This is a genomic window from Nocardioides salarius (genome assembly GCF_016907435.1).
GTDB classification, from domain to species: domain Bacteria; phylum Actinomycetota; class Actinomycetes; order Propionibacteriales; family Nocardioidaceae; genus Nocardioides; species Nocardioides salarius.
Window position 1 is genome coordinate 1,052,268 of record NZ_JAFBBZ010000001.1, and the last position, 24,683, is coordinate 1,076,950.

28 protein-coding genes are annotated in these 24,683 nt (G+C 73.5%); 2 read left to right on the forward strand and 26 right to left on the reverse strand.

Annotated elements, in window-relative coordinates; all coding sequences use genetic code 11:
- From prfB to JOE61_RS05245, 22 genes are all read right to left on the reverse strand, one after another.
- A complete protein-coding gene (gene prfB, locus JOE61_RS05140) occupies positions 1 to 1,116 on the reverse strand; it encodes a peptide chain release factor 2 (protein WP_193669131.1) in 1,116 nt (371 codons plus the stop codon).
- Between the two features lie 34 nt (positions 1,117 to 1,150).
- Positions 1,151 to 1,630: a CAP domain-containing protein gene (locus tag JOE61_RS05145; protein ID WP_193669130.1), complete on the reverse strand. Its 480-nt coding sequence runs from the start codon at positions 1,628 to 1,630 to the stop codon at positions 1,151 to 1,153.
- 20 nt (positions 1,631 to 1,650) lie between these two features.
- Positions 1,651 to 2,970, reverse strand: a complete 1,320-nt coding sequence (locus JOE61_RS05150; protein ID WP_193669129.1) for a cation:proton antiporter domain-containing protein — start codon at positions 2,968 to 2,970, stop codon at positions 1,651 to 1,653.
- Between the two features lie 63 nt (positions 2,971 to 3,033).
- Complete coding sequence (locus JOE61_RS05155; protein WP_193669128.1) at positions 3,034 to 4,560, reverse strand: GntP family permease; 1,527 nt, start codon at positions 4,558 to 4,560, stop codon at positions 3,034 to 3,036.
- Between the two features lie 173 nt (positions 4,561 to 4,733).
- Positions 4,734 to 5,192, reverse strand: a complete 459-nt coding sequence (locus JOE61_RS05160) for a pilus assembly protein TadG-related protein (RefSeq protein WP_193669127.1) — start codon at positions 5,190 to 5,192, stop codon at positions 4,734 to 4,736.
- On the reverse strand, positions 5,189 to 5,641 hold the full coding sequence (locus JOE61_RS05165) for a hypothetical protein (protein ID WP_193669126.1): 453 nt from the start codon (positions 5,639 to 5,641) through the stop codon (positions 5,189 to 5,191). Before JOE61_RS05165 ends, JOE61_RS05160 begins: the two co-directional genes overlap by 4 nt.
- The gene (locus JOE61_RS05170; protein ID WP_307822820.1) at positions 5,638 to 6,027 is read right to left on the reverse strand and encodes a TadE/TadG family type IV pilus assembly protein; all 390 of its coding nucleotides are present in this window, start codon (positions 6,025 to 6,027) and stop codon (positions 5,638 to 5,640) included. Before JOE61_RS05170 ends, JOE61_RS05165 begins: the two co-directional genes overlap by 4 nt.
- Positions 6,027 to 6,230: a hypothetical protein gene (locus tag JOE61_RS05175; RefSeq protein ID WP_227491737.1), complete on the reverse strand. Its 204-nt coding sequence runs from the start codon at positions 6,228 to 6,230 to the stop codon at positions 6,027 to 6,029. The genes JOE61_RS05170 and JOE61_RS05175 overlap by 1 nt, the downstream gene beginning before the upstream one ends.
- A gap of 22 nt (positions 6,231 to 6,252) precedes the next feature.
- Positions 6,253 to 7,200 carry a type II secretion system F family protein gene (locus JOE61_RS05180; protein ID WP_193669125.1) on the reverse strand — a complete coding sequence of 316 codons (948 nt, stop codon included), beginning with the start codon at positions 7,198 to 7,200 and terminating at the stop codon, positions 6,253 to 6,255.
- On the reverse strand, positions 7,197 to 8,051 hold the full coding sequence (locus tag JOE61_RS05185) for a type II secretion system F family protein (protein ID WP_193669124.1): 855 nt from the start codon (positions 8,049 to 8,051) through the stop codon (positions 7,197 to 7,199). Before JOE61_RS05185 ends, JOE61_RS05180 begins: the two co-directional genes overlap by 4 nt.
- Before the next feature lie 2 nt (positions 8,052 to 8,053).
- Positions 8,054 to 9,382: a TadA family conjugal transfer-associated ATPase gene (locus tag JOE61_RS05190; RefSeq protein WP_193669123.1), complete on the reverse strand. Its 1,329-nt coding sequence runs from the start codon at positions 9,380 to 9,382 to the stop codon at positions 8,054 to 8,056.
- Positions 9,383 to 9,637: 255 nt separating this feature from the next.
- Positions 9,638 to 10,192, reverse strand: a complete 555-nt coding sequence (locus tag JOE61_RS05195; RefSeq protein ID WP_193669122.1) for a YetF domain-containing protein — start codon at positions 10,190 to 10,192, stop codon at positions 9,638 to 9,640.
- A 123-nt stretch (positions 10,193 to 10,315) separates the two neighbouring features.
- Complete coding sequence (locus JOE61_RS05200; RefSeq protein WP_193669121.1) at positions 10,316 to 10,852, reverse strand: hypothetical protein; 537 nt, start codon at positions 10,850 to 10,852, stop codon at positions 10,316 to 10,318.
- A gap of 33 nt (positions 10,853 to 10,885) precedes the next feature.
- The gene (locus JOE61_RS05205) at positions 10,886 to 12,217 is read right to left on the reverse strand and encodes an extracellular catalytic domain type 1 short-chain-length polyhydroxyalkanoate depolymerase (RefSeq protein WP_193669120.1); all 1,332 of its coding nucleotides are present in this window, start codon (positions 12,215 to 12,217) and stop codon (positions 10,886 to 10,888) included.
- 61 nt (positions 12,218 to 12,278) lie between these two features.
- A complete protein-coding gene (locus JOE61_RS05210) occupies positions 12,279 to 13,223 on the reverse strand; it encodes an alpha/beta fold hydrolase (RefSeq protein WP_193669119.1) in 945 nt (314 codons plus the stop codon).
- Positions 13,220 to 13,909: a TetR/AcrR family transcriptional regulator gene (locus JOE61_RS05215; protein WP_193669118.1), complete on the reverse strand. Its 690-nt coding sequence runs from the start codon at positions 13,907 to 13,909 to the stop codon at positions 13,220 to 13,222. The genes JOE61_RS05210 and JOE61_RS05215 overlap by 4 nt, the downstream gene beginning before the upstream one ends.
- Positions 13,906 to 15,507, reverse strand: a complete 1,602-nt coding sequence (locus JOE61_RS05220) for a class I adenylate-forming enzyme family protein (protein WP_193669117.1) — start codon at positions 15,505 to 15,507, stop codon at positions 13,906 to 13,908. The genes JOE61_RS05215 and JOE61_RS05220 overlap by 4 nt, the downstream gene beginning before the upstream one ends.
- Positions 15,504 to 16,658 (reverse strand): branched-chain amino acid ABC transporter permease, encoded by a 1,155-nt coding sequence (locus JOE61_RS05225; RefSeq protein ID WP_193669116.1) that lies wholly within the window; start codon positions 16,656 to 16,658, stop codon positions 15,504 to 15,506. The genes JOE61_RS05220 and JOE61_RS05225 overlap by 4 nt, the downstream gene beginning before the upstream one ends.
- A complete protein-coding gene (locus JOE61_RS05230; protein ID WP_193669115.1) occupies positions 16,655 to 17,530 on the reverse strand; it encodes a branched-chain amino acid ABC transporter permease in 876 nt (291 codons plus the stop codon). Before JOE61_RS05230 ends, JOE61_RS05225 begins: the two co-directional genes overlap by 4 nt.
- A complete protein-coding gene (locus JOE61_RS05235) occupies positions 17,527 to 18,312 on the reverse strand; it encodes an ABC transporter ATP-binding protein (RefSeq protein ID WP_193669114.1) in 786 nt (261 codons plus the stop codon). The genes JOE61_RS05230 and JOE61_RS05235 overlap by 4 nt, the downstream gene beginning before the upstream one ends.
- The gene (locus tag JOE61_RS05240) at positions 18,309 to 19,070 is read right to left on the reverse strand and encodes an ABC transporter ATP-binding protein (protein ID WP_193669113.1); all 762 of its coding nucleotides are present in this window, start codon (positions 19,068 to 19,070) and stop codon (positions 18,309 to 18,311) included. The genes JOE61_RS05235 and JOE61_RS05240 overlap by 4 nt, the downstream gene beginning before the upstream one ends.
- A complete protein-coding gene (locus tag JOE61_RS05245; RefSeq protein ID WP_193669112.1) occupies positions 19,067 to 20,293 on the reverse strand; it encodes a substrate-binding domain-containing protein in 1,227 nt (408 codons plus the stop codon). Before JOE61_RS05245 ends, JOE61_RS05240 begins: the two co-directional genes overlap by 4 nt.
- Before the next feature lie 113 nt (positions 20,294 to 20,406).
- On the opposite strand from JOE61_RS05245, the gene JOE61_RS05250 reads away from it, so the two are divergent.
- On the forward strand, positions 20,407 to 21,501 hold the full coding sequence (locus JOE61_RS05250) for an LLM class flavin-dependent oxidoreductase (RefSeq protein ID WP_307822821.1): 1,095 nt from the start codon (positions 20,407 to 20,409) through the stop codon (positions 21,499 to 21,501).
- Here JOE61_RS05250 and JOE61_RS05255 read toward each other — a convergent pair.
- The gene (locus JOE61_RS05255; protein ID WP_193669111.1) at positions 21,458 to 22,405 is read right to left on the reverse strand and encodes an oxygenase MpaB family protein; all 948 of its coding nucleotides are present in this window, start codon (positions 22,403 to 22,405) and stop codon (positions 21,458 to 21,460) included. The genes JOE61_RS05250 and JOE61_RS05255 overlap by 44 nt on opposite strands.
- A 45-nt stretch (positions 22,406 to 22,450) precedes the next feature.
- Between JOE61_RS05255 and JOE61_RS05260 the strand changes: the two genes are divergently transcribed.
- Entirely contained in the window at positions 22,451 to 23,083 is a 633-nt protein-coding gene (locus JOE61_RS05260; RefSeq protein WP_193669110.1) for a TetR/AcrR family transcriptional regulator, read from the forward strand.
- Here JOE61_RS05260 and JOE61_RS05265 read toward each other — a convergent pair.
- From JOE61_RS05265 to JOE61_RS05275, 3 genes are all read right to left on the reverse strand, one after another.
- Entirely contained in the window at positions 23,080 to 23,457 is a 378-nt protein-coding gene (locus tag JOE61_RS05265) for a response regulator (protein ID WP_193669109.1), read from the reverse strand. The genes JOE61_RS05260 and JOE61_RS05265 overlap by 4 nt on opposite strands.
- A 101-nt stretch (positions 23,458 to 23,558) precedes the next feature.
- Positions 23,559 to 24,140 (reverse strand): hypothetical protein, encoded by a 582-nt coding sequence (locus JOE61_RS05270; protein ID WP_193669108.1) that lies wholly within the window; start codon positions 24,138 to 24,140, stop codon positions 23,559 to 23,561.
- A complete protein-coding gene (locus JOE61_RS05275; protein WP_193669107.1) occupies positions 24,133 to 24,654 on the reverse strand; it encodes a pyruvoyl-dependent arginine decarboxylase in 522 nt (173 codons plus the stop codon). The genes JOE61_RS05270 and JOE61_RS05275 overlap by 8 nt, the downstream gene beginning before the upstream one ends.
- Positions 24,655 to 24,683: the final 29 nt, after the last annotated feature.

Here is a 24,683-nt window from a genome sequence, read left to right on the forward strand (position 1 = left end):
TCAGGCGTCGGTCTTCTCGGCGCCCATCCGCCAGCGGATGCCGGCCTCGAGGAAGCCGTCGAGGTCACCGTCGAAGACCGCCTGGGGGTTGCCGACCTCGTAGGAGGTCCGCAGGTCCTTGACCACCTGGTAGGGGTTCAGCACGTAGTTGCGCATCTGGTCGCCCCACGAGGCCTGCACGTCACCGCGCATCTCGTCGAGGTGGGCCTTCTCCTCGGCCTTCTTGCGCGCGAGCAGCTTGGCCTTGAGCACCACCATCGCGCTGGCCTTGTTCTGCAGCTGCGACTTCTCGTTCTGGCACGAGACGACCACCCCGGTGGGGATGTGGGTCAGGCGCACCGCGGAGTCGGTGGTGTTGACCGACTGGCCGCCGGGGCCGCCCGAGCGGTAGACGTCGGTGCGGATCTCCTCGTCGGGGACGTCGATCTCGTCGGTCTGCTCCAGCACCGGCACCACCTCGACGGCGGCGAAGGAGGTCTGGCGGCGGCCCTGGTTGTCGAACGGGCTGATCCGCACCAGGCGGTGGGTCCCGGCCTCGACCGAGAGCGTGCCGTAGGCGTAGGGCGCGTGGATGGCGAAGGTGGCCGACTTCAGGCCCGCCTCCTCGGCGTAGGAGGTGTCGAAGACCTCCACGGGGTACTTGTGCTGCTCGGCCCAGCGCGTGTACATCCGCATCAGCGTCTCGGCGAAGTCGGCGGCGTCGACGCCACCGGCTCCGGCGCGGATCGTGACCAGCGCCTCGCGGGCGTCGTACTCGCCGGAGAGGAGGGTGCGCACCTCGAGCTGCTCGACGGCCTTCTTGACCCGGACGAGCTCGCGCTCGGCCTCGGCCATCGAGTCGGCGTCACCCTCCTCGACCCCGAGCTCGACGAGGACCTCGAGGTCCTCGATGCGGCCCGACAGCTCGGCGAAGCGGTCGACCTGGCCCTGCAGCAGGGAGAGGCGACCGGTCACGCGGGTGGCGTTCGCCTGGTCGTCCCACAGGTCGGCAGCACCGACCTGCTCGCCGAGCTCGGCGATCTCGCGACGCATGGCGTCGATGTCGAGCACCTGCTCGACGGTGCGCATGGTCGCCTGGAGCTGCTTGATCTCGAGGTCGTAGTCGATGCCTGCCACGAGCAGCAAGACTACGCACCTCGCGGGGCGGTTCCTACTTGCGGCCGAAGACCTGGGCCGCGTACCACCGGCCGTCGTCGTCGCGCGCGGCGCCGACGCCGAGGAGTCGGTACTGCGCGGTCAGGATGTTGGCGCGGTGGCCCGACGAGCCCATCCACCCCTTCACCACGGCCTTGCCGCTCGGGTAGCCGTAGGCGACGTTCTCGGCGACGCGGCTCAGGTCGCACCTCTTCAGCACCGGGCCGAGGTCCTGGTGGTACATCCGCTCCTGCCTGGCCATCCGGCGGGCCTGGCGGTCGGCGAAGCGCTGCACGCACTTCTGCTTGCGCAGCGCCACCAGGTCGCGCTTGGTGCGCTGGGCGTTGGTCTTCTTGTGCGCCGACCTCTCGTACGCCGCCGCGCCGGCGGCGTGCGCGGGGGTGGGCGCCACGACCGTGGCGGCGCTGAGGAGCAGGGTGAGCAGGAGGGTCAGGGGGACGAGCGGGGCGAACGGGGTCGCGAGGGGGGATCGCATACCCGGCAGGGTACGGGCGACTACCCCGTCGTGACCCGTTCGCGACGATCGAGCAGGCCCATCACCGGGCCCACCAGCACGCCGTGCACCAGCACCGAGGCCACGACCGTGAACCCGACCGTCGACCACAGCCACGGCTGCCCGAAGGCCTCGACCTCGCCGGCGGCGTAGGCCAGGTAGAACAGCGAGCCGACGCCGCGGACCCCGAAGAACGCGGCCGTCCCGCGCTCGGTGCGGGTCAGGCCGCCCCGCTCCCCCGGCGGGACGGGACGCACGCTGAGGGCCAGGAACCCGGCGACCGGCCTCACGACCAGGATCAGCCCGAGGCCGATGGCCACCCCGCGCCAGTCGAGGTCCTCCAGCAGGCCGCGGGTCAGGGCGATGCCCAGGACCAGCAGCACGAAGAGGGTCAGCAGCCGCTCGAGACGCTCGACCACCTCGTGCATGGCCCGGTGGTAGTCGTGGCGGCGCTCGGAGGCCCGGAAGGTCATCGCGCAGGCGAAGACGGCCAGGAACCCGTAACCGCCCAGCGCCTCGGCGGCGCCGTACGACGCCGCCAGCGCCGCCACGGCCAGCAGCGGCTCGCCCCGCTCGGCGATGCGCAGCGCCGGGCTGACGGCGCGGAAGGCGACGCGGGCCAGCACGTGGCCGACCGCGACGCCGACGACCACGCCGATGACGGTCTTGCCCAGCAGGTACCAGCCGACCCACTCCAGGGCGCCCGCACCGAGGGCGCCGCCGCCGGCGACCAGCACCGCGAGGTAGACGAACGGGAAGGCCAGGCCGTCGTTGAGACCGGCCTCGGCGGTCAGGGCGAAGCGGACCTCGTCGTCCTCGTCGATGGGGGCGCAGTCGTCGACGTCCTCGCCGATGACGGTGGTGGTCGCCGGCCCGGCGACCTGCACGTCGGAGGCGAGCACCGGGTCGGTGGGGGCCAGCACCGCGCCGAGCAGGATCGCGACCGCGGGCGCCAGGCCGGCCCACCAGCCCAGCAGGGCGACACCGGCGATCGAGAGCGGCATGGCGATGCCCAGCAGGCGCCAGGTCGGCGACCAGGCCCGGCGCGAGGACTTCTGGCGCGGGTCGAGCGGCCGGTCGAGCGCCAGGCCCACGCCCATCAGCGCGATCAGGACCGTCAGCTCGGTGATGTGCTCGATGGCGGCGCGGTTGTCCTGCGGGCTCAGCGGCAGGTCGTCGGGCAACGGGGTCAGGCCCAGGAGCATGCCCAGGCCCACCAGCACCATCGGGGAGGTCAGCGGCAGCCGGCCCAGGATGCTGGGCAGCACGATCGCCAGCAGCAGGCTGGCTCCGGCCACGAGGTAGACGAGGTCGGCGGTCACGGCTCGAAACTACCGGGACCGGCCGGGTGGGGAGCCCGGCCGGTCCGAGGTGTGGCAGGTGGCTCAGAAGCCGCCGAAGAGGGTGCCGAGGGTGATCACGACGACCAGCGCGGCCAGCGGGATCGCGACGGCCACCACGAAGATGTCCTTGTAGGACTGGCGGTGGGTCAGCCCGCAGATCGCTAGGACCGTGACGACGGCGCCGTTGTGGGGCAGGGCGTCGAAGCCGCCGGCGGCCAGCACGGTGACGCGGTGCATCAGCTCGAGGCTGATGCCCTGGGCGTCGGCCAGGCCGCGGAACTGCTCGCCGAGGGTCTGCAGCGCGATGCTCATGCCGCCCGAGGCGGAGCCGGTGATGCCGGCGAGCACGTTGACTGCCACGGCCAGCGAGATGACCGGGTTGCCGGAGATGCCCAGCACCGAGTCGCGCACGGTGCGGAAGGCGGGCAGCGAGGCGATGACGGCGCCGTACCCGACCTCGCTGGCGGTGTTGAAGATCGGCAGGAACGAGCCCATGGTGCCGGCGTTGACCGACTCCTTGACGTCGCCGAACCGCTTGAGGTTGGTCAGCACGACCACGAGGGTGGCCACGACCAGGGCGACCACGATCGCCCAGATCCCGCCGACGGTGTCGATGTCGGTGTTGCCGTAGGCGTCGTCGGCCAGGTAGTCGGTCTCCATGGCCGGGAAGACCCAGGTGACCAGCACGTAGTTGAGCGCGATGACCACGACGATGGGCAGGAAGGCGATCAGCACGCCGGGGCGCGGCAGCGTCGACTGGTCGGTCGCGACCGGCTGACCGGTCGTGGCCGTGGCGGTGGCAGTGCCGGCACCCTCGGGCGCGGCGCCGGTCGCGGCGCCAGTCGTGGTGCTGCCGCGCTCGTCGCGGTCGGAGCCCTTGCCGCTCACGCGGGCCAGCAGGCCCGGGCCCTTCGGCGTGTCCGCGGGCAGGTAGGTCTCGCCCGCGGCGGTGAGCTTCTTGGAGCGGTACATCAGCCACGCGGTGCCGCCGCCGAACATGATGACGGCGGCGATGACGCCCAGGCCGGGGGCGGCGAAGGCGTTGGTGCCGAAGAACGGCGCCGGGATCGCGTTCTGGATCTGCGGGGTGCCGGGCAGGGCGGTCATGGTGAAGGTGAACGAGCCCAGCGCGATGGTGGCCGGGATCAGCCGCTTGGGCACGCCGGCCTCGCGGAAGAGCGCGGCGGCGATCGGGAAGACCGCGAAGGCGACCACGAAGAGCGAGACGCCGCCGTACGTGAGGATGCCGCAGGCCAGCACGATCGCCAGGATCGCCTTGGTGTCACCGAGCTTCTCGACGATGAAGTAGGCGATCGCCCGCGCCGCCCCGCTGTCGTCCATCATCTTGCCGAAGAGGGCGCCGAGCAGGAACAGCGGGAAGTAGGTGATGAGGTAGTTGCCCAGCGCCGGCATGAACACCTGGGTGTAGGTGGCCAGCATGGGCAGTCCGCCTGCGAAGGCGGTCGCGAGGAGCGCCATCAGCGGGGCCAGGATGATCACGTTGACGCCGCGGTAGGCGAAGAAGATCAGCAGGACCAGGGACAGGATGATTCCGACGAGCCCGATCATGGGCGGGGTTCCTTCCGTTCAGGGCGACCGCGCCCACGGGTGCGTGTGACAGCGATCTCGTGCATTCGGGTGACGCTACGCACACAGCGACCCGACGGGTATGTGCGCGCGACACACAGAACGGCGACGGTGCTGTGAACCGTCTAGACAGGTGGGTTTAACCGCTCGGCGCCTCACCGCTCGACGTCGGAGACGGCCGAGCCCTCGGCCGAGATCATCGGCGCCTCGGGGGCGCCGGGGACGCCCAGCGGGAGGTCGAGCGGGGCGCTGACCCGCACCTGCACCGAGGAGCGGGTCTCGTCGACGACCACCACGAACCGCAGCCCGGGGTACTCCTGGTGGGCGCCGACGCTGCGCAGGTAGTCCTCGACCCCCGCGCGGGCGACCCCGGCGTCGAGGGCGAGCTGGTCCTGCGGCACGCCCTCGGTGTACGTCGACGCGCCGGTCGCGCCCGCGTCGGCGCCGTACAGCGCGGCCCCGTCGGCCAGGGTGCTCAGCCCGGAACGCTGCAGGTAGGCGGCGCTGACGTCGACCACCACCGCCACCCCCAGGGCCAGCACGAAGGCGAACCCGATGATCAGCACGCTGACCTGACCGGCGTCTTCGCGGCGCCGTGGCTGCCCGCGGCTCACCGGGTGATCTCCTGGTACTGACCGATCGGGACGGTGTGGCTGGAGGCCAGCGCGAAGCTCGGCGCTCCCCCGCCGAGCACGTCGGGCATCAGCGGCAGCTCGACGCGCGAGTCGACGCGCACCGTGATGACCGCGGTGCCGGAGTGGCAGTCGGCGAACCCGCCGCAGTCGACGGCGACATCGACCGGGGCGTCCTGGAGGCCCTGGTCGGTCAACGCCTGGCGGGCCGCGGCCCGGGCCCGCTCGCGACCGCTGGCGTCGTCGGGTGCGAGCGCATAGGCCCGGGCGGCCGAGCGAGCCGCGGACTCGACCCCGAAGGCGCCGCGCTGGACGTCGAAGACGCTGACCACGATCCACAGCAGCGGCACCAGCAGCAGGATGCCGAGCCAGACCAGCTCGACCAGCGCACTGCCCGCCTCGTCGCGGCGGCGCCCGCCCTTGGGGCTCACTGCTCCTCCTCCACCGCGTGGCCGGCGACCTCGATCCCGACACCCGGTCCGCCCAGACCCAGGGCGGGCACGGTGGCACGCACCGTGACCACCACGGTGGGCGCGCCGTCGACGAGGACCGTGCGGGCCGAGACGTCCTGGGCGAAGCGCCCCGAGACCGCGCCGTCGATCTGGCTGCGGGTGCGGGCCACCCCGTCGGCCTCGCCGCGCCCCGCGGTGGCGGCGTACCGGGCGCCCTCGGAGGCCGCCGAGGCCAACGTGTTGCGCACCAGCAGCACCAGCGAGACCTGCAGGATGCCCAGCACCAGCGGCACGAGCACCACCAGCACCAGGACGAAGTCGACGATCGCTGCACCGCCGCAGCCGCGCCGACGCAGCAGCGGCACTACTTCACCTTGTTGAGCGCGTTGCGCAGCATCTGCCCGAGCTCGTCCTGGGCGATCGAGCCGATGGCCACCACGATGCCGGCCGACATCACGGTGACCAGCACCCAGCCGGGCACGTCGCCGCGATCGTCACGACGACGAGGTGCGGGCGCCACGAGGGCGAGCCAGAGGAGCACCAGGCGGTGCGCGAGGAGGGAGGTCATGGAGCGTCCTTTCCCGAGAGGGTCATGGGGTGGTCAGGTCGAGCCCGACGACGCCGGGCCAGAAGGCGAACAGGATCGTCACGGGCAGCACCAGGAACACGACGGGCACCATCATCAGCACCTCGCGGCGGGCGGCGGACTCGATGAGCTCGCGACGTCCGGCCTCGCGGACGTCGGCGGCCTGGGCGTGCAGCACGTCGGCCAGCGGGGTGCCGCGCTCGACGGCGGTGGCGATGCCCTGGGCGAAGCGGGAGACCAGGGGCAGCCCGCTGGTCGCGGCCAGGTCGTCGAAGGCGGAGCCGACCGGCTCACCGGTGCGCACCTGGGCCAGCACCCGGGCCAGGTCGGCCGACAGCTCGCCACCCGAGCGGCTGACCACGCGGTCCAGGGCCCCGACCGGGCTCTCGCCCGCCGCCACTGCGAGGGCGAGCAGCTCGGCCACGGTGGGGAACTCGGCGAGGATCCGCCGCTCGCGGGTGCGGACCTGGCCGGAGAGGTGGTTGTCGCGCCCCAGCACCCCCACCACGAAGGCGATCGCGCAGACCAGCGCGGAGCTGACGACCGCCCCCGGGTCACCCAGGGTGCGCAGCAGCCCCCAGGCCGCGGCCAGCGAGAACGCCACGAGGCCCCACTGGACCTGCTCGACGCGGAACTCGTGGACGGTCTTGTCGAGCCCGGCCCGCGCCAGGCGGCGGCGTACCGACGTGGCACCGCCCAGGACCCGCTCGACGCTCTCGGCCAGCGAGCGCAGCACCGGGCCGAAGACCGCGACCACGACCGAGGAGCCCCCGCCGCCCCCGGCCGTCATGCGCGGTGCCGCGGGCATGCCGGCGGCGGGCAGGTCGCGCAGGTAGGGCAGCATCCGGGCGGCGAGCCGAGGCCGTCGCACGGCGCGCACACGGGCCGCGACCAGCAGCAGACCGGCCGCGGTCGTGGCCCCCAGCAGGGCGCCCCACATCGTCAGGCTCACGAGAGGATCCGCCTCTCGGTCGGCAACCGCCCGATGCGCATCATCAACCGGTAGGCCACCACGCACAGGCCGGCACCCACCCCCAGCACCACGACCCCGGCGGGCGAGGCGTAGCGGCGGATCACGTCGCTCTGCAACGACATCAGCAGCAGCACCACCCACGGGGCGGCGACCGCGAGCCGGGCACCGTTGACCGTCCAGGCCTGCCGCGACTCCAGCTCCGAGCGGGTGCGCGCGTCCTCGCGCAGGTAGCCCGACAGGTTGCGCAGCAGCCGGCCCAGCTCGCCACCGCCGACCTCGCGAGCCACCCGCAGGCCCTCCACCACCCGGTCCCCCACCGGGTCGGCGAGCCGGTCCTTGAGCCGGTCGAGGCTCTCCCCGAACCGGCCCGAGACCTGGTAGTCGAGGGCGAAGCCGGTGAACGCCTCGCGCAGCGGCTCGGGCCCGCGCGTGCCCAGCGCCGACAGCGCGTCGGGCAGCGACATCCCCGCCCGCACGGCCGAGGCCAGGTTGTCGACGGCCTCGGGCCAGACCTCGGCGAACTCGCGCAGCCGCCGCCGGGCGCGCGCCGCCACCACCGTGACCGGCAGGTACGCCGCGAGCACGCCGAAGACGATCGCCACCGGGGGCGTGCGCGAGACCACCTGCACGAGCAGCGCGGCGCCGACGCCCGAGACCGCGCACAGCAGCACGAACGAGGTCGACGAGACGCCGCGCAGCCCGGCCGAGCCCAGCAGCCGCTCGAGGCGGCCCGGCCCGCGAGCGGCGACCCTCGGACGCCGCGGCATCGTGAACGCCGACCAGATCAGCAGCAGCCCCACGCCCACACCGAGACCCACCAGCGCGCCCACGCTCAGACCTCCTGCTCCGCGCCCACCGCGAGCAGACGTCGTACGTCGATGCCGTGACGCTCGTAGAGCTCGGTGCGCGGCGGCATCCCCTGCGCGCGGCGCAGCTCGCCGTCGGAGCGGCGGAAGATCGGCTCGACCTCGATGATGTCGTTCTCGGTGCGTCCCGGCACCGCCACGATCTCCTCCACGTGCCGCCGGCCCCGGTGGTCGAGGCCGAGGTGGACCACCAGGTCGACCGACGAGGCGACGGTCGGCACCACGAACCGGGATCCGATGTTCTCGCCCGCCAGCAGCGGCAGCGTGCACATCTTGACCAGGGCCTCGCGCGCGGAGTTGGCGTGCAGGGTGCACATGCCGGGCAGCCCCGAGTTGAGTGCGAGCACCAGGTCGAGGCACTCCTCGGCCCGCACCTCCCCCACGATCACCCGGCTGGGCCGCATCCGCAGCGTCTCCTTGACCAGGTCGCGCAACCGGATCTCGCCGGTCCCCTCGAGGCCGGCCTGCCGGGTCTGCAGCGGCACCCAGTCGGGGTGCGGGAAGCGCAGCTCGAAGACCTCCTCGGCCGAGATCACCCGCTCGCTGCCGGGGATGGCTGCGGCCAGGCAGTTGAGCATCGTGGTCTTGCCCGCCTGGGTGCCTCCCGAGACCAGGATGTTGAGCCCGGCCCGCACCGAGGCATGCAGGAACGCGGCCGCCTGCGGAGTCAGGCTGCCCAGCTCGACCAGGTCGTCGAGGCGTGCGGCGCGCAGCACGAACTTGCGGATGTTGACGGCCGAGAAGCCACGGCTGATGCCCTCGAGCACCACGTGGAGCCGGTGCCCCTCGGGCAGCATCGCGTCGACGAACGGACGGCTCATGTCGATGCGCCGCCCGCTCGACTTCAGCATCCGCTCGACCAGCTCGGCGACCTGTGCCTGGGTGAGCATCAGGTTGGTCAGCTCGTGCCGGCCGTTGCGGGCCACGAAGACCCGGCTGGGGTCGTTGATCCACACCTCCTCCACCGTCGGGTCGTCGAGCAGCGGCTGCAGCGCCCCGAACCCGGAGACCCGTGCGACCAGCTCGCCGACCACCGCCTCGGCGTCACCGACCGGCACCACCGCGCCGGTCAGGCTGCGCTCGTCGTGCTCGCGCACCAACGACTCGGCCAGGCGTCGTACGACGGCGGGGTCGCGCTGGGGGTCGATGCCCTCCCGGCGCACCACCTCGCGCAGCGCGTGGTCGAGGTGCTCGAGGGTCTCGGCGTGCCCCGGCAGCCGGGCGCCCGAGCCGGCCCTGGCGGCGGGGTGCGGGGACGCGGCGGCCCGCCGGGCGTCGGCGTGGGTCATCGCCATGGCAGGCCCTCTCCGAGTAGGGGTCCGAGCAGCAGGGTGCGTCGCCGGTGACGCTATGCAGCCGGACACCTACCCGGGAAGCCCCATTTCTTAACCTGTGGAGAACCCCTGCGGGTGTGCCCGGGTCGGCTAGCCGCCACACCGACACCGCTGGCCCCGGGAACCCCACCAGCCCCGCTGACCCGGCCCAGATCTCGCGCTGACCCGGCCCGAACTTCGCCTCGAGCCGTCCCAGATCTACCCGGCGGAGCTGCCTCAGCCGGCGGAGAGTCGCTCGAGGAGTTCACCGGAGTGCTTCACCCCGGTCAGCGCGGAGGGATGCACGTCCTCGCCGCGGCGCAGCACCGTGAACCGGCCGTCGGGTTCCACCACCGCGACCGCCACCTCCTGCGGCGAGCGCACGCCGGCCGCGCGCAGCTCTGTCCACAGCCCCGACTCGTCGAGCCCGAGGCGGGTCAGCTCGTGGCGCTGCACCTGCCCGGCCACCATCACCGCCACCGCCCGGTGCCGCCGGCGCGCGACCATCCGCTCGCTGCGCCGTACCCGCCCGGCGACGCCCTCGACGACCAGCAGGGTCGCGAGCGCGAGCAGCCCACCGCTGAGCGTGGGCACCTGGCCCAGGATCGAGCGGCCCACGATCGCACCCAGCACCGTGACCACCGCGAGGTCGAGGCTCGACGGCGAGGCGTAGAGGCGCTGGCCGGCGTGCGAGAGCAGCGTGGTGATCGCCAGGTAGAGCACGACCGTGGACACCACGATCGCCACAGCGCCGAAGAGGGGAAGGCCGAGGTAGTAGCCGAGGTCGTCCATCGGGCCATCGTGTCGCATCGGCGTCAGAGCCCGCCGTACGGCGTTGCCGACGCAGCACGCCTCGGAAGTTCAGGCCGGGTCGGCGGGAAGTTCAGGCCGGGTCGGCGGGAAGTTCAGGCCGGGTCAGCGGGAGATCTGGGCCGGGTCGGGGGTCTCGGAGGAGGTGCTGCCCAGGAAGACCAGCACGACGACGGTGACGACGAGGCTGACCAGGGTGGCCATCAGCGCCAGCACCACCAGGCCGGTGCTCACCAGGCCCCCGACGGCGAGGAGGGCGTAGGCCCCCGCCACCACGACGTACGTCGTGCGCAGCGTGCGGGCGCTCCCCGCACGGCGCGGCAGGACCGCCATCACCCCGCTCAGCGTGCCCACCACCACGACCAGGTCGACGACCCCCTCCAGGATCCCCAGCCACACCGCGGTCTCGCCGAGCAGGTCGGGGCCCGGCCACAGCGGCGCCGAGACCAGGGCCCCGACCCCGGCTGCCACGGCGCCGAGCCGGAAGCCCTGGTGCAGGTGGGCGAGCCTGCCCAGCGCGACGGCGACGACGATCCAGCCCACGGGGTCGGGCAGCAGGTCGAAGGCGGCTCCCCCGCTGCCGATGCGCAGGTCGAGCAGGACGACGACCAGGCCGACGACGACGGTCATCAGGGGCTTCACCCGCCCAGGCTAGTGGCACCCGCGGGCAGGGGCTCAGCAGGCGGCGACCTTGCGGTAGACGCCAGCGCTGGTCTCGCGCAGCGAGGTCACCGTGGCGTTGCCCTGGCCGAGGTAGTCCTGGCTGCCCAGCGCGTAGAACGGGTTGTAGGGGTTGCTGCCGTAGCTGACCGCCCGGCCCGCGCTCTCGTGGGTGGCGTTGGTGGTGGTCCAGCAGTCCACCGGACCCGGCGGCGTGGTCGGGGTCGGCGTGGGCGTCGGGGTGGGCGTGGGCGTCGGGGTGGGCGTGGGGGTCGGCGTGGGCGTCGGCGTGCCGGTGGTCGTCCCGCTCACCCGGCGGTTGTTGGCGAAGAAGAAGGACGTGACGTAGCGCGGGTAGTCGATGCTGCTGGCCTTGATGTAGCGGCCACCCGGGCCGCCGCCGGCGGGCCAGTTGTGGCCCAGGCCGGTGTTGGTCAGCAGCGAGACCCGCGGGCCCTCGGCGTCGGACCACATGGTGCCGCTGCCGGCGGTGCTGGTGCCGGGCAGCGTCGACATGGTGACCGGTGAGGTCGCGGTGGCGCCGTAGAGCCCGGCCATCACCTCGGCGTTGAGCCGGTTGTAGCCGGTGTTGACGGTGTAGTCGTCGTTGCCGTGGACCACCGAGGTCAGCTGGGTGTCGAAGCCGGCGGCGTGGCTGCCGGCGAAGCGGGTGCAGGTCGAGGTCGCGGCCGACTTCGTGGTCGACACGGTCGAGATCTGCGAGGAGGTGGTGCCGACCGTGGGTCCGGCGTTGATGCCGACGCCGGCGAAGACGTCGGGGGCCAGGCAGCCCATCACCATCGTCTCGCCGCCACCGGAGGACAGCCCGGAGAGGTAGACCTGGTCGGCGTCGAGGTCCAGGGCGGTGCGCCCGAGCAGCGTGTCGACCAGCGCCAGCAGGTTGTCGTCGTGGCGCGCGGGGTTGCTGCGGCTGTGGTTGGTGTCGTAGTAGTCCCAGCAGCCGGCGATCACGCCGCCGTTGGGCGCCGCGGGCACGGCCACGACCATGCCGTAGTCGTCGGCGGTGGCCTGCCAGTTGCCGGCCGTCTGCAGGTCGGTGTTGGTCTGCACGCAGCCGTGCAGGTTGACCATCAGCGCCCGGCCGTCGGCGATCGCGGGCGCCGTGGTCGGCACGTAGAGCCGCACGTTCATCCCGGCGATGGTCTCGCTGGTCCAGCTGCCGGCGGCCCGGGCGCTGGTGCCGCCGCCGGGGCCCAGGACCAGCACCGCCGCGGTGAGCACCACGGCGAGCACGCCCGCCAGCACGGCCGGGACGCTGCGCCGGGCGGCGCTCGCCGCGGACCTGGGCTGCGGCGCGGGCAGGGACGGGGTCGGTACGTCGATCATGGTGCTCCTCCGAGTAGGGCCAGGCATGACGTGCGGGTGGTGCGGACAGCAGGGGGCCGGGTCAGGCGGGTATGTCCCGCGTGACGGCGGCGACGGCCTCGGCCCCGCGGGGGCCGAGCACGATCGTGTAGTGGTTGACGTCCTCGACCTCGACGTCGCGCAGCTGCGGCAGCCACTCGCGGGCTCGCTCGGCGGCGTCGGGCGCGTAGAGCGCCTGCGGCTCGTCCATCAGCCCGCGCGGGGCGCGCAGGAAGGTGGTCGGCACCCGCACGGCGCGCATCGCGGCCTCGTACGCCGCTCCTCCGAAGAGCTGCGCGGCGTCGGCGGCCACCGCCTCGACCACGGCCGAGGGCTTGAGGTGCGGCGCCCGGCCCTCGAGGTCGTAGTCGACGTACCCCTCGACGACCGGGCTCCAGTCGTGGGCGAAGGCGGGGTGCTCGCGCCAGAAGTCGCGGTAGACCTCGTGGCTCTCGAAGGTCATCCGCAGCCGCGCCGCGGCGGGGCCGAGCACGTCGTCGGGGGTCGCGGTCGGCGACGGCGCTCCCCCGGCCGGCGCCAGCAGCGGCAGCCCGCCGTCGACGAGCACCAGGCCGGTGGCCCGCTCGCCGATCCGCGCGGCGAGGGTGAGCACGACGAAGGCGCCCATCGAGTGCCCGACGAGACCCGCCCGGGCCACGTCGAGGTGGTCGAGCACCTGCTCGAGGTCGCGCGCGTGCTGCTCGAGCCCGTACGGCGCCGGCAGCGACGCGCTGCGGCCGCGACCGCGCAGGTCGGGCGCGACGACCCGGTGGCCGGGCAGCGCCTCGGCGACCAGGGGCCAGCACCGGTGGTGGGCGGTGATGCCGTGCACGGCGAGCACCACGGGCGCGTCGGGGTCCTCAGGGCCCCACACGCCGCAGGTCAGCTCGCCGCCGTCGACGGGCACGCGGACCGTGCGCGGGCCGGTCGGGCCGGCCGGGCCGGTCGGGGAGCCGGGCGCCGAGGGGTGCCGGGTGGCGGTGGTCATCGCTGGTCTGCTCCTGTGTCGCTGCTGTCGCTGCTGGGGGTGCTGGGGTCGGGGTGGGCGGCGGCCAGGGCCCGCTCGATGAAGGCCATCACCTGCTCGAAGACGTGGTCGGGCACCGTGGCGGTCGACCCGGGGCCGGGGGCGGCGCCGGGATCGTCGCCCCACAGCACCCAGCGCATCCCGACCATCTCGCCGATGCCCATCAGCACCCACGCGACGACCTCGGGGTCGATGTCGCCGACGTCGCCGACCTCGCGGGCCCGCTCGAGGTTGGCGATGTAGCCCTCGACGATGCGGGTGTAGTGCAGCTTGAGCGCGCGGGGCGAGACGAACTCGGCCTCGCGCACCACCCGGTAGAGCGCGGGGTGCTCGGCGGTGAAGGCGAAGAACGCCCGGAAGCCGGCCCGCTCCCCCTCCAGCCGTGTGGTGGCGCCCGCCGAGCCCTCGGTCATGGCGTGGCGCACCCGGCGGTTGAGGTCCTCGACGAGCTCCTCGAAGACGGTGAGCTTGGAGTCGAAGTAGAGGTAGAAGGTGCCCTGGGCGACCCCGGCCTTCTCGGTGATCCGGGTGATCGAGGCGTCGGCGTAGCCGTGCTCGGCGAAGACGTGCTCGGCGGCGTCGATGATCGCCTTGCGGGTCGCGGTGCCGCGCTTGGTGCTCGGCGGCTTGCGTGCGGTCTCGCTCATGCCCGGGCCTCCTGCTCGCGCCACCGGTCCGCCAGCGCGCGCCGCACGACCTTGCTGCTCGAGGAGCGCGGGATCTCGGCGACGACCTCGACGTGGCGCGGCACCTTGAAGGCCGCCAGCTCGCGGGCGCAGTGCTCGCGCAGGTCCTGCTCGTCGGTGGCCACGCCGGGGCGCAGCACGACGTACGCCGCGCACACCTCGCCCCAGCGCGCGTCGGGCACGCCCACCGCGGCCGCGTCGGCCACGGCCGGGTGGGCCAGCAGCACCTGCTCGACCTCGGCCGGGGCGACGCTCTCGCCGCCGGTGATGAAGATGTCCTTGATGCGGTCGACGATGCGGTAGTAGCCGTCGGCGTCGCGGGTGGCCAGGTCACCGGTGTGGAGGCCGCGGCGGCGCTCCTGCTCGGCCCGCTCGTGCTCGGGCTCGCGGAAGTAGCCGGCGAAGACGTTGGGCCCGCGCACCACCAGCTCGCCGGTGCCGGGGCCCTCGACCACCGCGCCGGTGGCCGGGTCGACGAGCTCGACCTCGACGTGCGGGTAGGGCGTGCCGGCCATCCCGACGCGTCGGGTGGCCTCCTCGGGCGGCAGGCACAGCACGTTGGGCGCGGCCTCGGTCAGGCCGTAGCCCTGGGTCAGCGCGACCCCGCGCCGGTGCCAGGTGCGCAGCAGCGGCTCGGGCATCGGCGCCCCGCCGACGATGGCGTGGCGCAGGCTGCCCAGGTCGGCGGCCGCGAAGTCGGGGTGCTCGGCCAGCATCAGGTAGGTCGCGGGCACCCCCATCGTGGTGGTGATCTGGCGCTCGGCGATCAGGTGCAGCACCCGCCCGGCGTCGAAGGTGCGCTCGAGCACGACGGTGGCGCCCATCCACCACGCGAGCAGCGGCTGCACGTTCCACCCGCCGACGTGGAACTGCGGCATCAGCGCCAGCACCACGTCGCGACTGGTGATCTCGGCGGTGCGTGAGAGCGACAGGTTGGTCCAGAAGCAGTTGGCGTGGGTCAGCACCGCGCCGCGGGCCTGCCCGGAGGTGCCCGAGGTGAAGATGATCAGCAGCGGGTCGTGGTCCTCGACCGGCGCGGCCGCCGCAGGGGCGCCCGCCCCCGCCGTCGTACGCCGCTCGCCGCGGGCCCGCTCGGAGCCGCCCGGCGCCGGCGCGTGCCGCTCGACGCCCTGGGTGCCCATCGCGGCCACGGGGACCTGCCCGACGACCAGGTCGAGGGTGGCGCGGGCCAGCGCGGTGAACTCCTCCTCGACCAGCAGCAGCGCGGGGTCGGCCTCCTCGACCTGGCCGGCCAGCTCGCGCGGCGAGAGCCGCCACGACAGCGGCACCAGCACCAGCCCGGCCTTGGCGCAGGCGAAGAACAGCACCACGTGGTCGGCGCTGTTGCCGGTCAGGGTCGCCAGCCGGTCGCCCTTGGCGTAGCCGGCGCGGCGCAGGCGCGCGGCGAGCCGCTCGGCGCGCTGGTCGAGGCGCTCGTAGGTGAGCACCACTCCCCTGTCGTCGATCGCGACCCGCTCGGGGGTCGAGGTCGCCCGGTCGGTGGTCCAGCGGCCCAGGGTGTGCAGCCCGTCGGCGGCCGCGGATGGCGAGGTGGTCATGGGCCATCCTCCCCCGCGGCGAGCGCCCCGGGGCGTGCCGCGCGGCTGCGGGCCCCGGCGAGGCGGGCGCCGAGGCCCACGAGGCCGCCGGGCACGAAGAGCACGACGAGGATGAACAGGGTGCCGAGGATGAACAGCGGCTCGCCCAGCGGCACGCTCAGCACCGCCGGCAGCGACTCGACGGCGTCGGAGGCCGCGAGCGTGGTCAGCCGCTGGTCGAGCAGCGTGTAGACGATGCCGCCGACCACGGCGCCCCAGCGCGAGCCGAGGCCGCCCAGCACCACGATCACCAGGATCGTGAGGGTGAAGTCGGCCGAGGCGATGCGGGGCGTGGCGCCGCTCTGCAGCAGCAGGTAGACCATGCCCACGACCACCGCCAGCACCGAGCCGGTGACGAAGGCGAGCAGCTTGACCGCGAAGGGCCGCAGGCCCAGCACCCGCACCCGCAGCTCGTTCTCCCGGGTGGCGGCGGCGACGTGGCCGGCGCGCGAGCGCTCGAACCAGGTCACCAGCGCGAAGACGACCACGAGCAGCACCAGCGCCACCCAGTAGAGGTTGCGGGTGTCGGCGACGCCGACCAGCGCGTCGGGCACGTGGGTGGTGTCGAGGCGCAGCCCCTCCTCGCCGCCCGTGACGTCGCTGTTGCGGCGGATCAGCACCGAGCCGGCCTGGGCGAAGGCCAGGGTGACCATCGCGAAGGAGATCCCGCCGACGCGTAGGCCGACCGCGCCGAGCACCAGCGCGACGACCGCGCCGACGAGCAGGGTCAGCAGCATCGCCGGCACCAGGCCCAGGTCGGTGCGCTCGAGCACGACGCCCAGCCCGTAGGCGCCGATGGCCAGGTAGAGCGCGTGCCCGAAGCTCAGCAGCCCGGCCACGCCGAAGATCACGTGGTAGGTCAGCGCGAGCGAGGCGAAGACCAGCGCGAGCGCCATCAGCTGCAGCGTGCCGGGGGTGTACGTCGCTCCCGGCAGCACGCCGGGCACGCTCAGGTCGACCAGCGGCAGCACCGCGAGCAGCACGACGAGGCCCAGCACGACCAGCAGCCGCAGCGGCAGGCCCGCCCCGCGGCGGCTGCCACCGGTGGGGCCGGCCGGGGCCGCGGGCTGCGGCGTACCGGTGTCGGGGTGGGTGTCGGTGGTGGCGCTCATGCGCGGGCTCCCATCAGGCCGGAGGGACGCACGAGCAGGACGGTGGCCAGCAGCAGCACGACCACCAGGTCGCCGGTCCCGGAGAGGTAGAAGTTGGCCATCTGCTGCAGCACCGCGACCACGACGGAGGCGATCGCCGCGCCGAGCAGGGAGCCCAGGCCGCCGATCACGGTGACGATGAAGGCGAAGATCAGCAGCGAGCCGCCCAGCTGGGGCGAGACGTAGCCGAAGTAGTGCGAGGCCAGCACCCCGCCCAGGCCCGCGGCGGCGCCGCCGATGGCGAAGACGACGGTGAAGGCGCGGCGCACGTCGATGCCCAGGGCGGTGACCATGGAGCGGTTCTCGACGCCGGCGCGGATGACCAGGCCGAAGCGGGTGAAGCGCAGGAAGGCCACGATGCCGCCCAGCACCAGCGCCGCGACTCCGATCAGCAGGAACCGGTCGTTGGGCACGCGGGCGCCGAGGATCGTGGTGGTCTCGTCGAACCAGCCGGGGCCGGTGACGAAGATGGCGTCGGTGCCCCAGATGCCGTCGAAGAGCGCGACGGTGGCCAGCGCCAGGCCGACGGTGACCAGCACCTGCTCGATGTGGCGCTCGTAGAGGCGCCGGATCAGCAGCAGCTCGGTGAGCACCGCGGCGAGGGCACCGACGCCGGCGCCGACCAGGAGCGAGAGCAGCAGCGAGCCCCACGAGTCGCCGCCGAGGCGGCGGGCGGTCTCCCACCCGGCGAAGGCGCCCAGGGTCAGGAAGGAGCCGTGGGCGAAGTTGAGCACGCCCATCAGGCCGTAGATGAGCGAGAGGCCCGAGGCGACGAGGAAGTACAGCGCCCCCAGGCCCAGGCCGGTGGCGAGCAGCAGCACGACGGTGCTCACGAGCGGACCTCCTGGCTGTGGGTGGACGGGTCGGGGTGGCTGCCGGCGTCGGAGTCATGGGCGGAGCTGCTCGAGCTGGTGGAGCCGACGCCGAGGAGGCTGACGACCCGCTGCTCGTCGTCGAGCAGCTCGGCGGCGTCGCCGGTGTGCACGACGCGGCCGTCTGCCATCACCACGGCGCGGTCGGCCAGGCGGCGGGCCACGACGAGGTTCTGCTCGACGAGCAGGATCGGCACGACCTGGGCAGCGCGCTCGAGCGCCTCCGTGACCTCGCCGACCAGCTTGGGCGAGAGGCCCTTCGTGGGCTCGTCGACCAGCAGCAGCCGGTTGTCGTTGAGCAGGGCCCGGGCGAGCGCGACCATCTGCTGCTGCCCGCCCGACAGGGTGCCGGCGGCCTGCTGGCCCCGCGCGATGATGTCGGGGAACAGGTCGGCGACCAGCTCGCGGCGCGGGTTCGCGCTGCGCTCGGCCAGGCGCAGGTTCTCCTCGACGCTCAGGGAGCCGAAGACCTCGCGGTCCTCGGGGACGTAGCCGACGCCGCGCTGCACGATGCGGTGCGTGGGCAGGGTGTCGATGCGCTCGCCGTCGAGCTCGACGACACCGCTGCGCTCGACGAGGCCGAGCACCGCCTTGATGGTGCTGGTCTTGCCGACGCCGTTGCGGCCGAGCAGGGCGGTGACGCCCTGGGCGGGCACCTCGAGGGTGACGTCCTCGACGACCTGCTGCTGGCCGATGCGGGCCGAGAGGCCGCGCACCCGCAGGACGGGTCCTGACTGGTTCATGCGCTCGCTCCGAGGTAGGCGCTCTGGACGGTGGGGTCGGCCATCACGGCCTCCGGGGAGTCGCAGGCCAGCAGCTGGCCGTGGTGCATCACCGCGAGCCGGTCGACCAGACCGAGGACGACGTCCATGTGGTGCTCGACCATCAGCACGGTGGTGCCGTGCTCGCGGTGCACCGTGCGGATGAGGTCCATCAGGCCCTCGACGTCGGCGCTGCCGACCCCGGCCATCGGCTCGTCGAGCAGGATCACGTGGGGGTCGCAGGCCAGGAGCATGGCGATCTCGAGCTTGCGCTTGTCGCCGTGGGCCAGGCCCCCGGCGACGGTCTGCTCGTGGTGGGCCAGGCCCACCTGGTCGAGCCGGTCGCGGGCCCGCTCGGTGGCGGCACCGCCGCGACCGGGGAAGCGGACCAGGCTCAGCGCGCCGCCGAGGGCCGCCTGGGCGGCCAGTCGCACGTTCTCGAGCGCGGTGAGCCCGTCGAAGAGGCTCGAGGTCTGGAACGTGCGGCCCAGCCCGGCCCGGGCTCGGGCGTCGACCGAGCGGGCGGTGACGTCGTCGCCGGCGAGGTGCACCGTGCCCGCCGTCGGGCGCATGACGCCCGACAGCAGGTTGAACAGCGTCGTCTTGCCCGCACCGTTGGGGCCGATCACCCCGAGCATCTCGCCGCGCGGCACCGAGAGGGAGACCCCGTCGATGATCACCGCGCCGCCGATGCTCAGGTGCAGGTCGTGCACCGCGAGGACCGGGCCGGGCTGGCTCACGAGGTCGCGACCGGGGGTGCGACGGCGTCGGGCTCGACCTGGTCGGCGAGCTCGGGCACGAACGACCCGCCCTCCTCGGCCAGCGTCGCCGCGAACATCGGCTGGATCAGCGCGTGGTCCTCGGCGCGCACCGTGGTGGTGCCCTTGGGGCCCTCGAACTCCCAGCCCTCGAGCGCCTCGATCATCGCGTCGACGTCGTCGCCGCCGCCCTCCTCGATGGCGTGCACGATCATCTGCCCGGCCACGAAGCCGTCGGGCGAGAACAGGTCGGCCTCGGCGCCGGCCTCCTCGAGCGCCTCCACCATCGCGGCGTTGACGTCGTTGTCGGGGGCGCCGGCGAAGTAGTGCGAGAGGAAGGTGATCTGCTCGCTGGCCGCGCCGTAGGCGCCGTAGCTGGCGATGTCGCCGAGACCGGTGGTCACCGGCACCTCGTCGAAGACCTGCTGCTGGTCCAGGGACTGCCACATGGCGCTGGTGGTGTCGCCGGCCCAGGCCACGAAGACCAGGTCGGGGTCGGCGTCGAGGATGCGCCGGGCGAAGGGGGTGAACTCGGTGGCGTCCTCGGGCACGAGCACCGGCTCGACGGTGGCGCCGCCGCCGCCGAGGACGGCCTCGACACCGGCCACGTTGCCCTGGCCGAAGGCGTTGTCCTGGGCGAAGACCACGACGTCCTTGCCCTCGAGGTCGCCGATCAGCGAGCCCGCGGTGGCGACGTCCTGGTAGGTCTGGCGACCCGAGCGGAAGGTGTAGCGGTTGATGCCGGTCACGGCGTCGGCCGCGGCGGGGCCGGAGATGTAGAGCACCTCGTTCTGCTCGGCCTGCTCGGCCAGCGAGAGAGCCACGCCCGAGGAGACGGTGCCCGCGATGATCTGGGTGCCGGAGCCGATGGCGTCCTTGGCCAGGCCGACCGCCTTGGCGGGGTCGCCGGCGTCGTCGGCGAAGTCGAGCTCGATCTCGCGACCGTCCACCTCGCCGGAGCCGTCGGTGGCGTAGTCGATGCCGGCCTCGAGGCCGTTGCGGTAGGCCTCGCCGTACGCCGCGAGCGGGCCGCTCTGCGAGTAGATGATCGAGACCGGGACGGCCGCGCCGTCACCGTCCTCGCCCGAGGAGGCGGAACCGCTGTCGGGCGCGCAGGCACTGAGGCCCAGCACGCCGACGACCGCTGCTGCGGCCACCGCCAGGGAGCGTCGTCCGCCCGTTCGGGCCGGGGTGCGCTGCGTCATGACTTCTCCTTCGTCGTCAAACCTGACAGGTGATTCAGGTCTCATGACGTGACCGTAGCCACAGCCTTTACTCATGTCAACGACCGGTACAGACCCCCTCGTAGGCTCAGGGCGTGAGCACCCCTCCCGCCGCCCTGCCCGACGCCCTGCTGCGCCTGGGCACACCGGAGCACCCGACCTTCGGGCTCGACACCTTCGGCGACCTCGAGCTCGGGCCCGACGGGCGACCCGTGCACGAGGCCGAGGCCATCCGCCAGGTCGTCGCCGAAGGGGTCCTCGCCGACCAGGTCGGGGTCGACTACCTCGGGCTCGGCGAGCACCACCGCGACGACTACGCCATCGCCGCGCCAGACGTGGTGCTCTCCGCGATCGCCGGGCAGACCTCGCGGCTGCGGCTGGGCACCGGCGTGACGGTGCTCTCCTCGGACGACCCCATCCGGGTCTTCCAGCGCTTCTCCACCCTCGCCGCCATCAGCGGGGGACGTGCCGAGGTGCAGCTGGGGCGTGGCTCGTTCACCGAGTCCTTCGCGCTCTTCGGCCACGACCTGTCCGACTACGAGGTGCTCTTCCACGAGAAGCTCGACCTCTTCGCCGCCGTCCAGTCCGAGCAGCCGGTCACCTGGTCGGGCACGATCCGCCCGCCGCTGCGCGACCAGGTCGTGCACCCGCGCACCGAGGCCGGCCTGCTGCCCGCCTGGATCGCGGTCGGCGGCACGCCCCAGTCGGTGGTGCGCGCCGCGGCGTACGGCATGCCGCTGGTGCTGGCGGTCATCGGCGGCTCACCGGCCGGCTTCACCCAGCTCGCCGACCTCTACCGGCGCGCCCTGGTCGAGTACGAGCGCCCCGAGCTGCCGATCGGCATGCACTCCCCCGGCCACGTCGCCGCCACCGACGAGCAGGCGCGCGAGCAGATGTTCCCGCACCAGGCGGCCGCCTTCACCCGCATCGGGCGCGAGCGCGGCTGGGGCCCCTACACCCGCGAGGCGTTCGACCAGGGCGCCGGCGAGCAGGGGGCGCTCTTCGTCGGCTCCCCCGAGACCGTGGCCCGCAAGATCGTCCGGGCGGTGCGGACCCTGGGCCTCTCGCGCTTCCAGATGAAGTACGCCGTCGGCGCGCTGCCGCACGCGCAGCGCCTGGAGTCGATCCGGCTCTACGGCACCGAGGTCATCCCCCGGGTGCGGGAGCTGCTGGCCCAGGAGCGTGCCTGACCGGACAGCCGGCCACGCCCGGCGCCGGGAAGGTGCCGAGCCGCTCGATGTCGAAGCCGTCGGGGTAGGAGCGCACCCAGGGCAGGTCGGCGACCGTCTGGGCGCTGAGCCTCGCGGGGAAGAGCCGCAGCAGCCGTCCCCGGGCCCGCAGCGCCGCGCGCGAGGCACGCTCGACCGCGCCCGGGGGCGCGTCGTACCCCAGGGCCTCGCGCAGGGGCGGGTCCATCAGGGCTCGCGAGAAGACCTCGACGCCGCGGGCGGCGAACGAGGGCTGGAAGGTGAGCATCAGCGCCAGCGTCGACGCGGCGACCGCGCGTCCACCCTCGTCGGGCCCGAAGTGCTCGGCCTCGTAGTCGTCCATCAGCCTCGCGAAGCCCTCGTAGGTCTCGGGCACGTCGGGGATCGCCATGTGCCGGCCCAGGGTGCGGTAGTAGTTCACCGAGGCACGCAGCTCGGTGGCGGTCAGGGGGCGCTTGCCGTAGTCGTCGAGCCAGCGCTTGGGCACCACCACGAAGGTGGACAGCACGTAGCGGAACTCGTGGTCGGGGATGTCGTAGGCGCGGTGCATCTGGTTGACCCGGCGGATCGCCGCCCGGGCGTCGGGGTGGTCGAAGCCCTTCAGCGAAGGCTGCTCGAGCAGCAGCGCCGTGTCGTCGTAGCGGCGCTGCACCTGCTCGGTGAACGCGCCGGTGCGGGCGAGCAGCGCACCGATGCCGGGCACGGCATAGGTGCGGAAGAGCGCGAAGGACAGCGCCTGGTTCATGTCCCAGGGGAACTCGTGCACCACCGCGTTGCGGTAGATCTCCACGAAGTCGCTCTCGGGGTCGAGCGCCTCGTTGACCCGCTGCCAGTGGTCACGCGGGACCCCGCCGAACCTCTTGCCCCGCCACGTGAACGACCTCATGGCCCAAAACTAGAGCACCTGCTCCATTGTGGCTAGGCTCCCGGCATGCGCGCCCCCCTCCAGTCCCGCAGCGAGTCGTCGGCCGAGCGGATGCTCGACGCGACGCTGCGCCTGCTCGAGGACGGCGGCGAGGGTGCGGTCACCGTGGCCGCGGTGGCCAGGGCGGCCGGCACGTCCAACGGCTCGCTCTACCACCGCTTCGGCGACCGCCACGGCCTGATGCTCGCGGCCCAGACCCGAGCGCTCGGTGCGATCGAGGCCGAGACCGGTGCGGCCTTCGCCCGCGCCGACGAGGAGGTCGACGACGAGCGCGCCGTGGGCCTGCTGGCCGCCGCCGCTGTCGACATCTTCGGGCGGCACCGGGCGGCCATGCGGGCCTTCCTGGTGGGCCGGGCCGGCTCGGTGGAGGCCGAGGCGCTCAGCACCGCCTTCACGCACCGCGTCGGGGCGGGGGTCACCCGGTGGCTGGGCGAGCGCTTCGGGGCCCGGGCCGGCGACGCCGAGGCCGCGTGGCGGCTGCTCTTCGGCCTCGGGGCGACCCGGGCGCTCTTCGAGGACGAGCAGGTCTCACCGGCACCGGTGGGCCCGGCCGAGCTGTCCGCGTCGCTGGCTCGGGCGGTGCTGGCCGTCGTACGGCAGGAGGCGGGGCCGGTGCGGCCCGGGCGCGACCGCGGCTAGCGGGTCTCCCAGCCCAGCAGCGCCGCGACGTCGCGCGGCAGCTCCATCGGGCTGAAGGGCTTGGCCAGCACGCCGGACACGGCGAGGCCGTCCCAGGGCTGGTTCGGCCCGACGTGGCTCTTGGCGGTCAGCAGCACGACCGGGATGCCACGCGTCGCGGGGTCCTCCTGCAGCAGCCCGAAGGTCGTGATGCCGTCCATGTCCGGCATCATCAGGTCGAGCAGGATCGCGTCGGGCCGGGCATCGCGGGCCACGTCGATCGCCTCGCGGCCGCGGGAGGCCTCGAGCACGTCCCAGCCACCCACCCTGGTGAGCGACAGGCACGTGACCATGCGGACGTCGTCGTCGTCGTCCACCACCAGCACGGTCGGCATCGTTTCCTCTCGACGGGGCGCAGTCCCAGGACGGCTGCTGGTGGAGAGGATACCGGTGCGGGCACCCGATCCGGCATCCGTGCGGCACCCGTCCGGGCGGCTCAGGCCGGCGGCGGGCCGTGCATCTCCACGACGGAGTAGGTCTGGGCGTCGACCTGCTCGACCGTGCAGTCGGCGTGGGAGTGCAGCAGCTCGCCGATCATCGTGGAGAAGCCCAGCACCTCCTCGTTGTAGGCGCACACGTCCCACCCGCAGACCCCCCGCTCCTCGAGGACCCGCGCGATGACCTGCTCGATCATCGACTGGAAGACGTGGGTGCGCTGGTGCCGCGGGGCGACCAGGGTGAATCCCAGGTAGAACACCGCGTTGCGGGCCGTGTGCTCGGGGTAGTGCGCGGCGAAGTAATCCGGGCTGATCCACGGCACCGTCTCGAGGTCGCGGGTCAGGGTGGTCAGGCCGACCACGTCGCCCGCGGGGTCGCGGGCGACGTACTTCATGACCCGTGGGTCGCTCATCTCCTCGACGAACTCCTCGCGGTGCAGCACCTGGCGGGCCACGGCCCGGGTGGCCATCGGCGCGAAGGTCTCGGCGTAGAGGGCGTGGAAGCGCTCCACGACGTCGGGGTCGAGAGCCCCCTCGACGTCGATGGTGATGCTCAGCCCGTCCAGGGTCCGCTCAGGCACCGCTCGTCCACCCCTGCACCTCGTAGGCGGCCACCGCGAGGGCGCAGACCGGGTCGTCGACGCACTCCGCGGTGGCCACGACGGTGCTGCTCTCGACCTGGCTCCAGCCGCGCGAGGCGCACAGGTCCTCGAGGCTGAGCGTGATCTGGGTGCGCAGGGCCTCCTCGCTGCCGCTGTGGTGCTCCACGAAGACACCCGCTCCCGTGCGGGTGTCCCGGGCCCAGCCGAGCCCCGCCCAGACGACCTCGCCGTGCTGCTCGGCCCCGGCCGAGGCGAGCACGCACCAGAGCCGGTCGCCGTGCTGGTGCTCGAGCGGCTCGTGCGACTCCACGACGGTGCTGCCCGGCGGCACGACCGAGGAGAGGGTGATCAGGTTGAGGTCGGCCACGCCGGCCTCGCGCAGCGCCGCGTCGAAGGCCGAGAGCCGGGTGCGGCCGGTGCCGCTGCCGGTGCGCACGGTGATGCGGGGGCCCGCCGCCGAGGCGGGGCTGTCGAGGGACGGTGCGGGTACCAACGGGGCCTCCGATGCAGCGAAGCCCGGCG

Coding starts and splice junctions, on each gene's coding strand:
- JOE61_RS05145 (WP_193669130.1), bottom strand. CDS start 1,630: ATGCGATCCCCCCTCGCGACCCCGTTCGCCCCGCTCGTCCCCCTGACC.
- JOE61_RS05190 (WP_193669123.1), bottom strand. CDS start 9,382: ATGGCGATGACCCACGCCGACGCCCGGCGGGCCGCCGCGTCCCCGCAC.
- JOE61_RS05215 (WP_193669118.1), bottom strand. CDS start 13,909: ATGAGCGAGACCGCACGCAAGCCGCCGAGCACCAAGCGCGGCACCGCG.
- JOE61_RS05175 (WP_227491737.1), bottom strand. CDS start 6,230: ATGACCTCCCTCCTCGCGCACCGCCTGGTGCTCCTCTGGCTCGCCCTC.
- JOE61_RS05220 (WP_193669117.1), bottom strand. CDS start 15,507: ATGACCACCTCGCCATCCGCGGCCGCCGACGGGCTGCACACCCTGGGC.
- JOE61_RS05195 (WP_193669122.1), bottom strand. CDS start 10,192: ATGGACGACCTCGGCTACTACCTCGGCCTTCCCCTCTTCGGCGCTGTG.
- JOE61_RS05210 (WP_193669119.1), bottom strand. CDS start 13,223: ATGACCACCGCCACCCGGCACCCCTCGGCGCCCGGCTCCCCGACCGGC.
- JOE61_RS05205 (WP_193669120.1), bottom strand. CDS start 12,217: ATGATCGACGTACCGACCCCGTCCCTGCCCGCGCCGCAGCCCAGGTCC.
- JOE61_RS05235 (WP_193669114.1), bottom strand. CDS start 18,312: ATGAACCAGTCAGGACCCGTCCTGCGGGTGCGCGGCCTCTCGGCCCGC.
- JOE61_RS05265 (WP_193669109.1), bottom strand. CDS start 23,457: ATGCCGACCGTGCTGGTGGTGGACGACGACGACGACGTCCGCATGGTC.
- JOE61_RS05245 (WP_193669112.1), bottom strand. CDS start 20,293: ATGACGCAGCGCACCCCGGCCCGAACGGGCGGACGACGCTCCCTGGCG.
- JOE61_RS05255 (WP_193669111.1), bottom strand. CDS start 22,405: ATGAGGTCGTTCACGTGGCGGGGCAAGAGGTTCGGCGGGGTCCCGCGT.
- JOE61_RS05155 (WP_193669128.1), bottom strand. CDS start 4,560: ATGATCGGGCTCGTCGGAATCATCCTGTCCCTGGTCCTGCTGATCTTC.
- JOE61_RS05225 (WP_193669116.1), bottom strand. CDS start 16,658: ATGAGCGCCACCACCGACACCCACCCCGACACCGGTACGCCGCAGCCC.
- JOE61_RS05260 (WP_193669110.1), top strand. CDS start 22,451: ATGCGCGCCCCCCTCCAGTCCCGCAGCGAGTCGTCGGCCGAGCGGATG.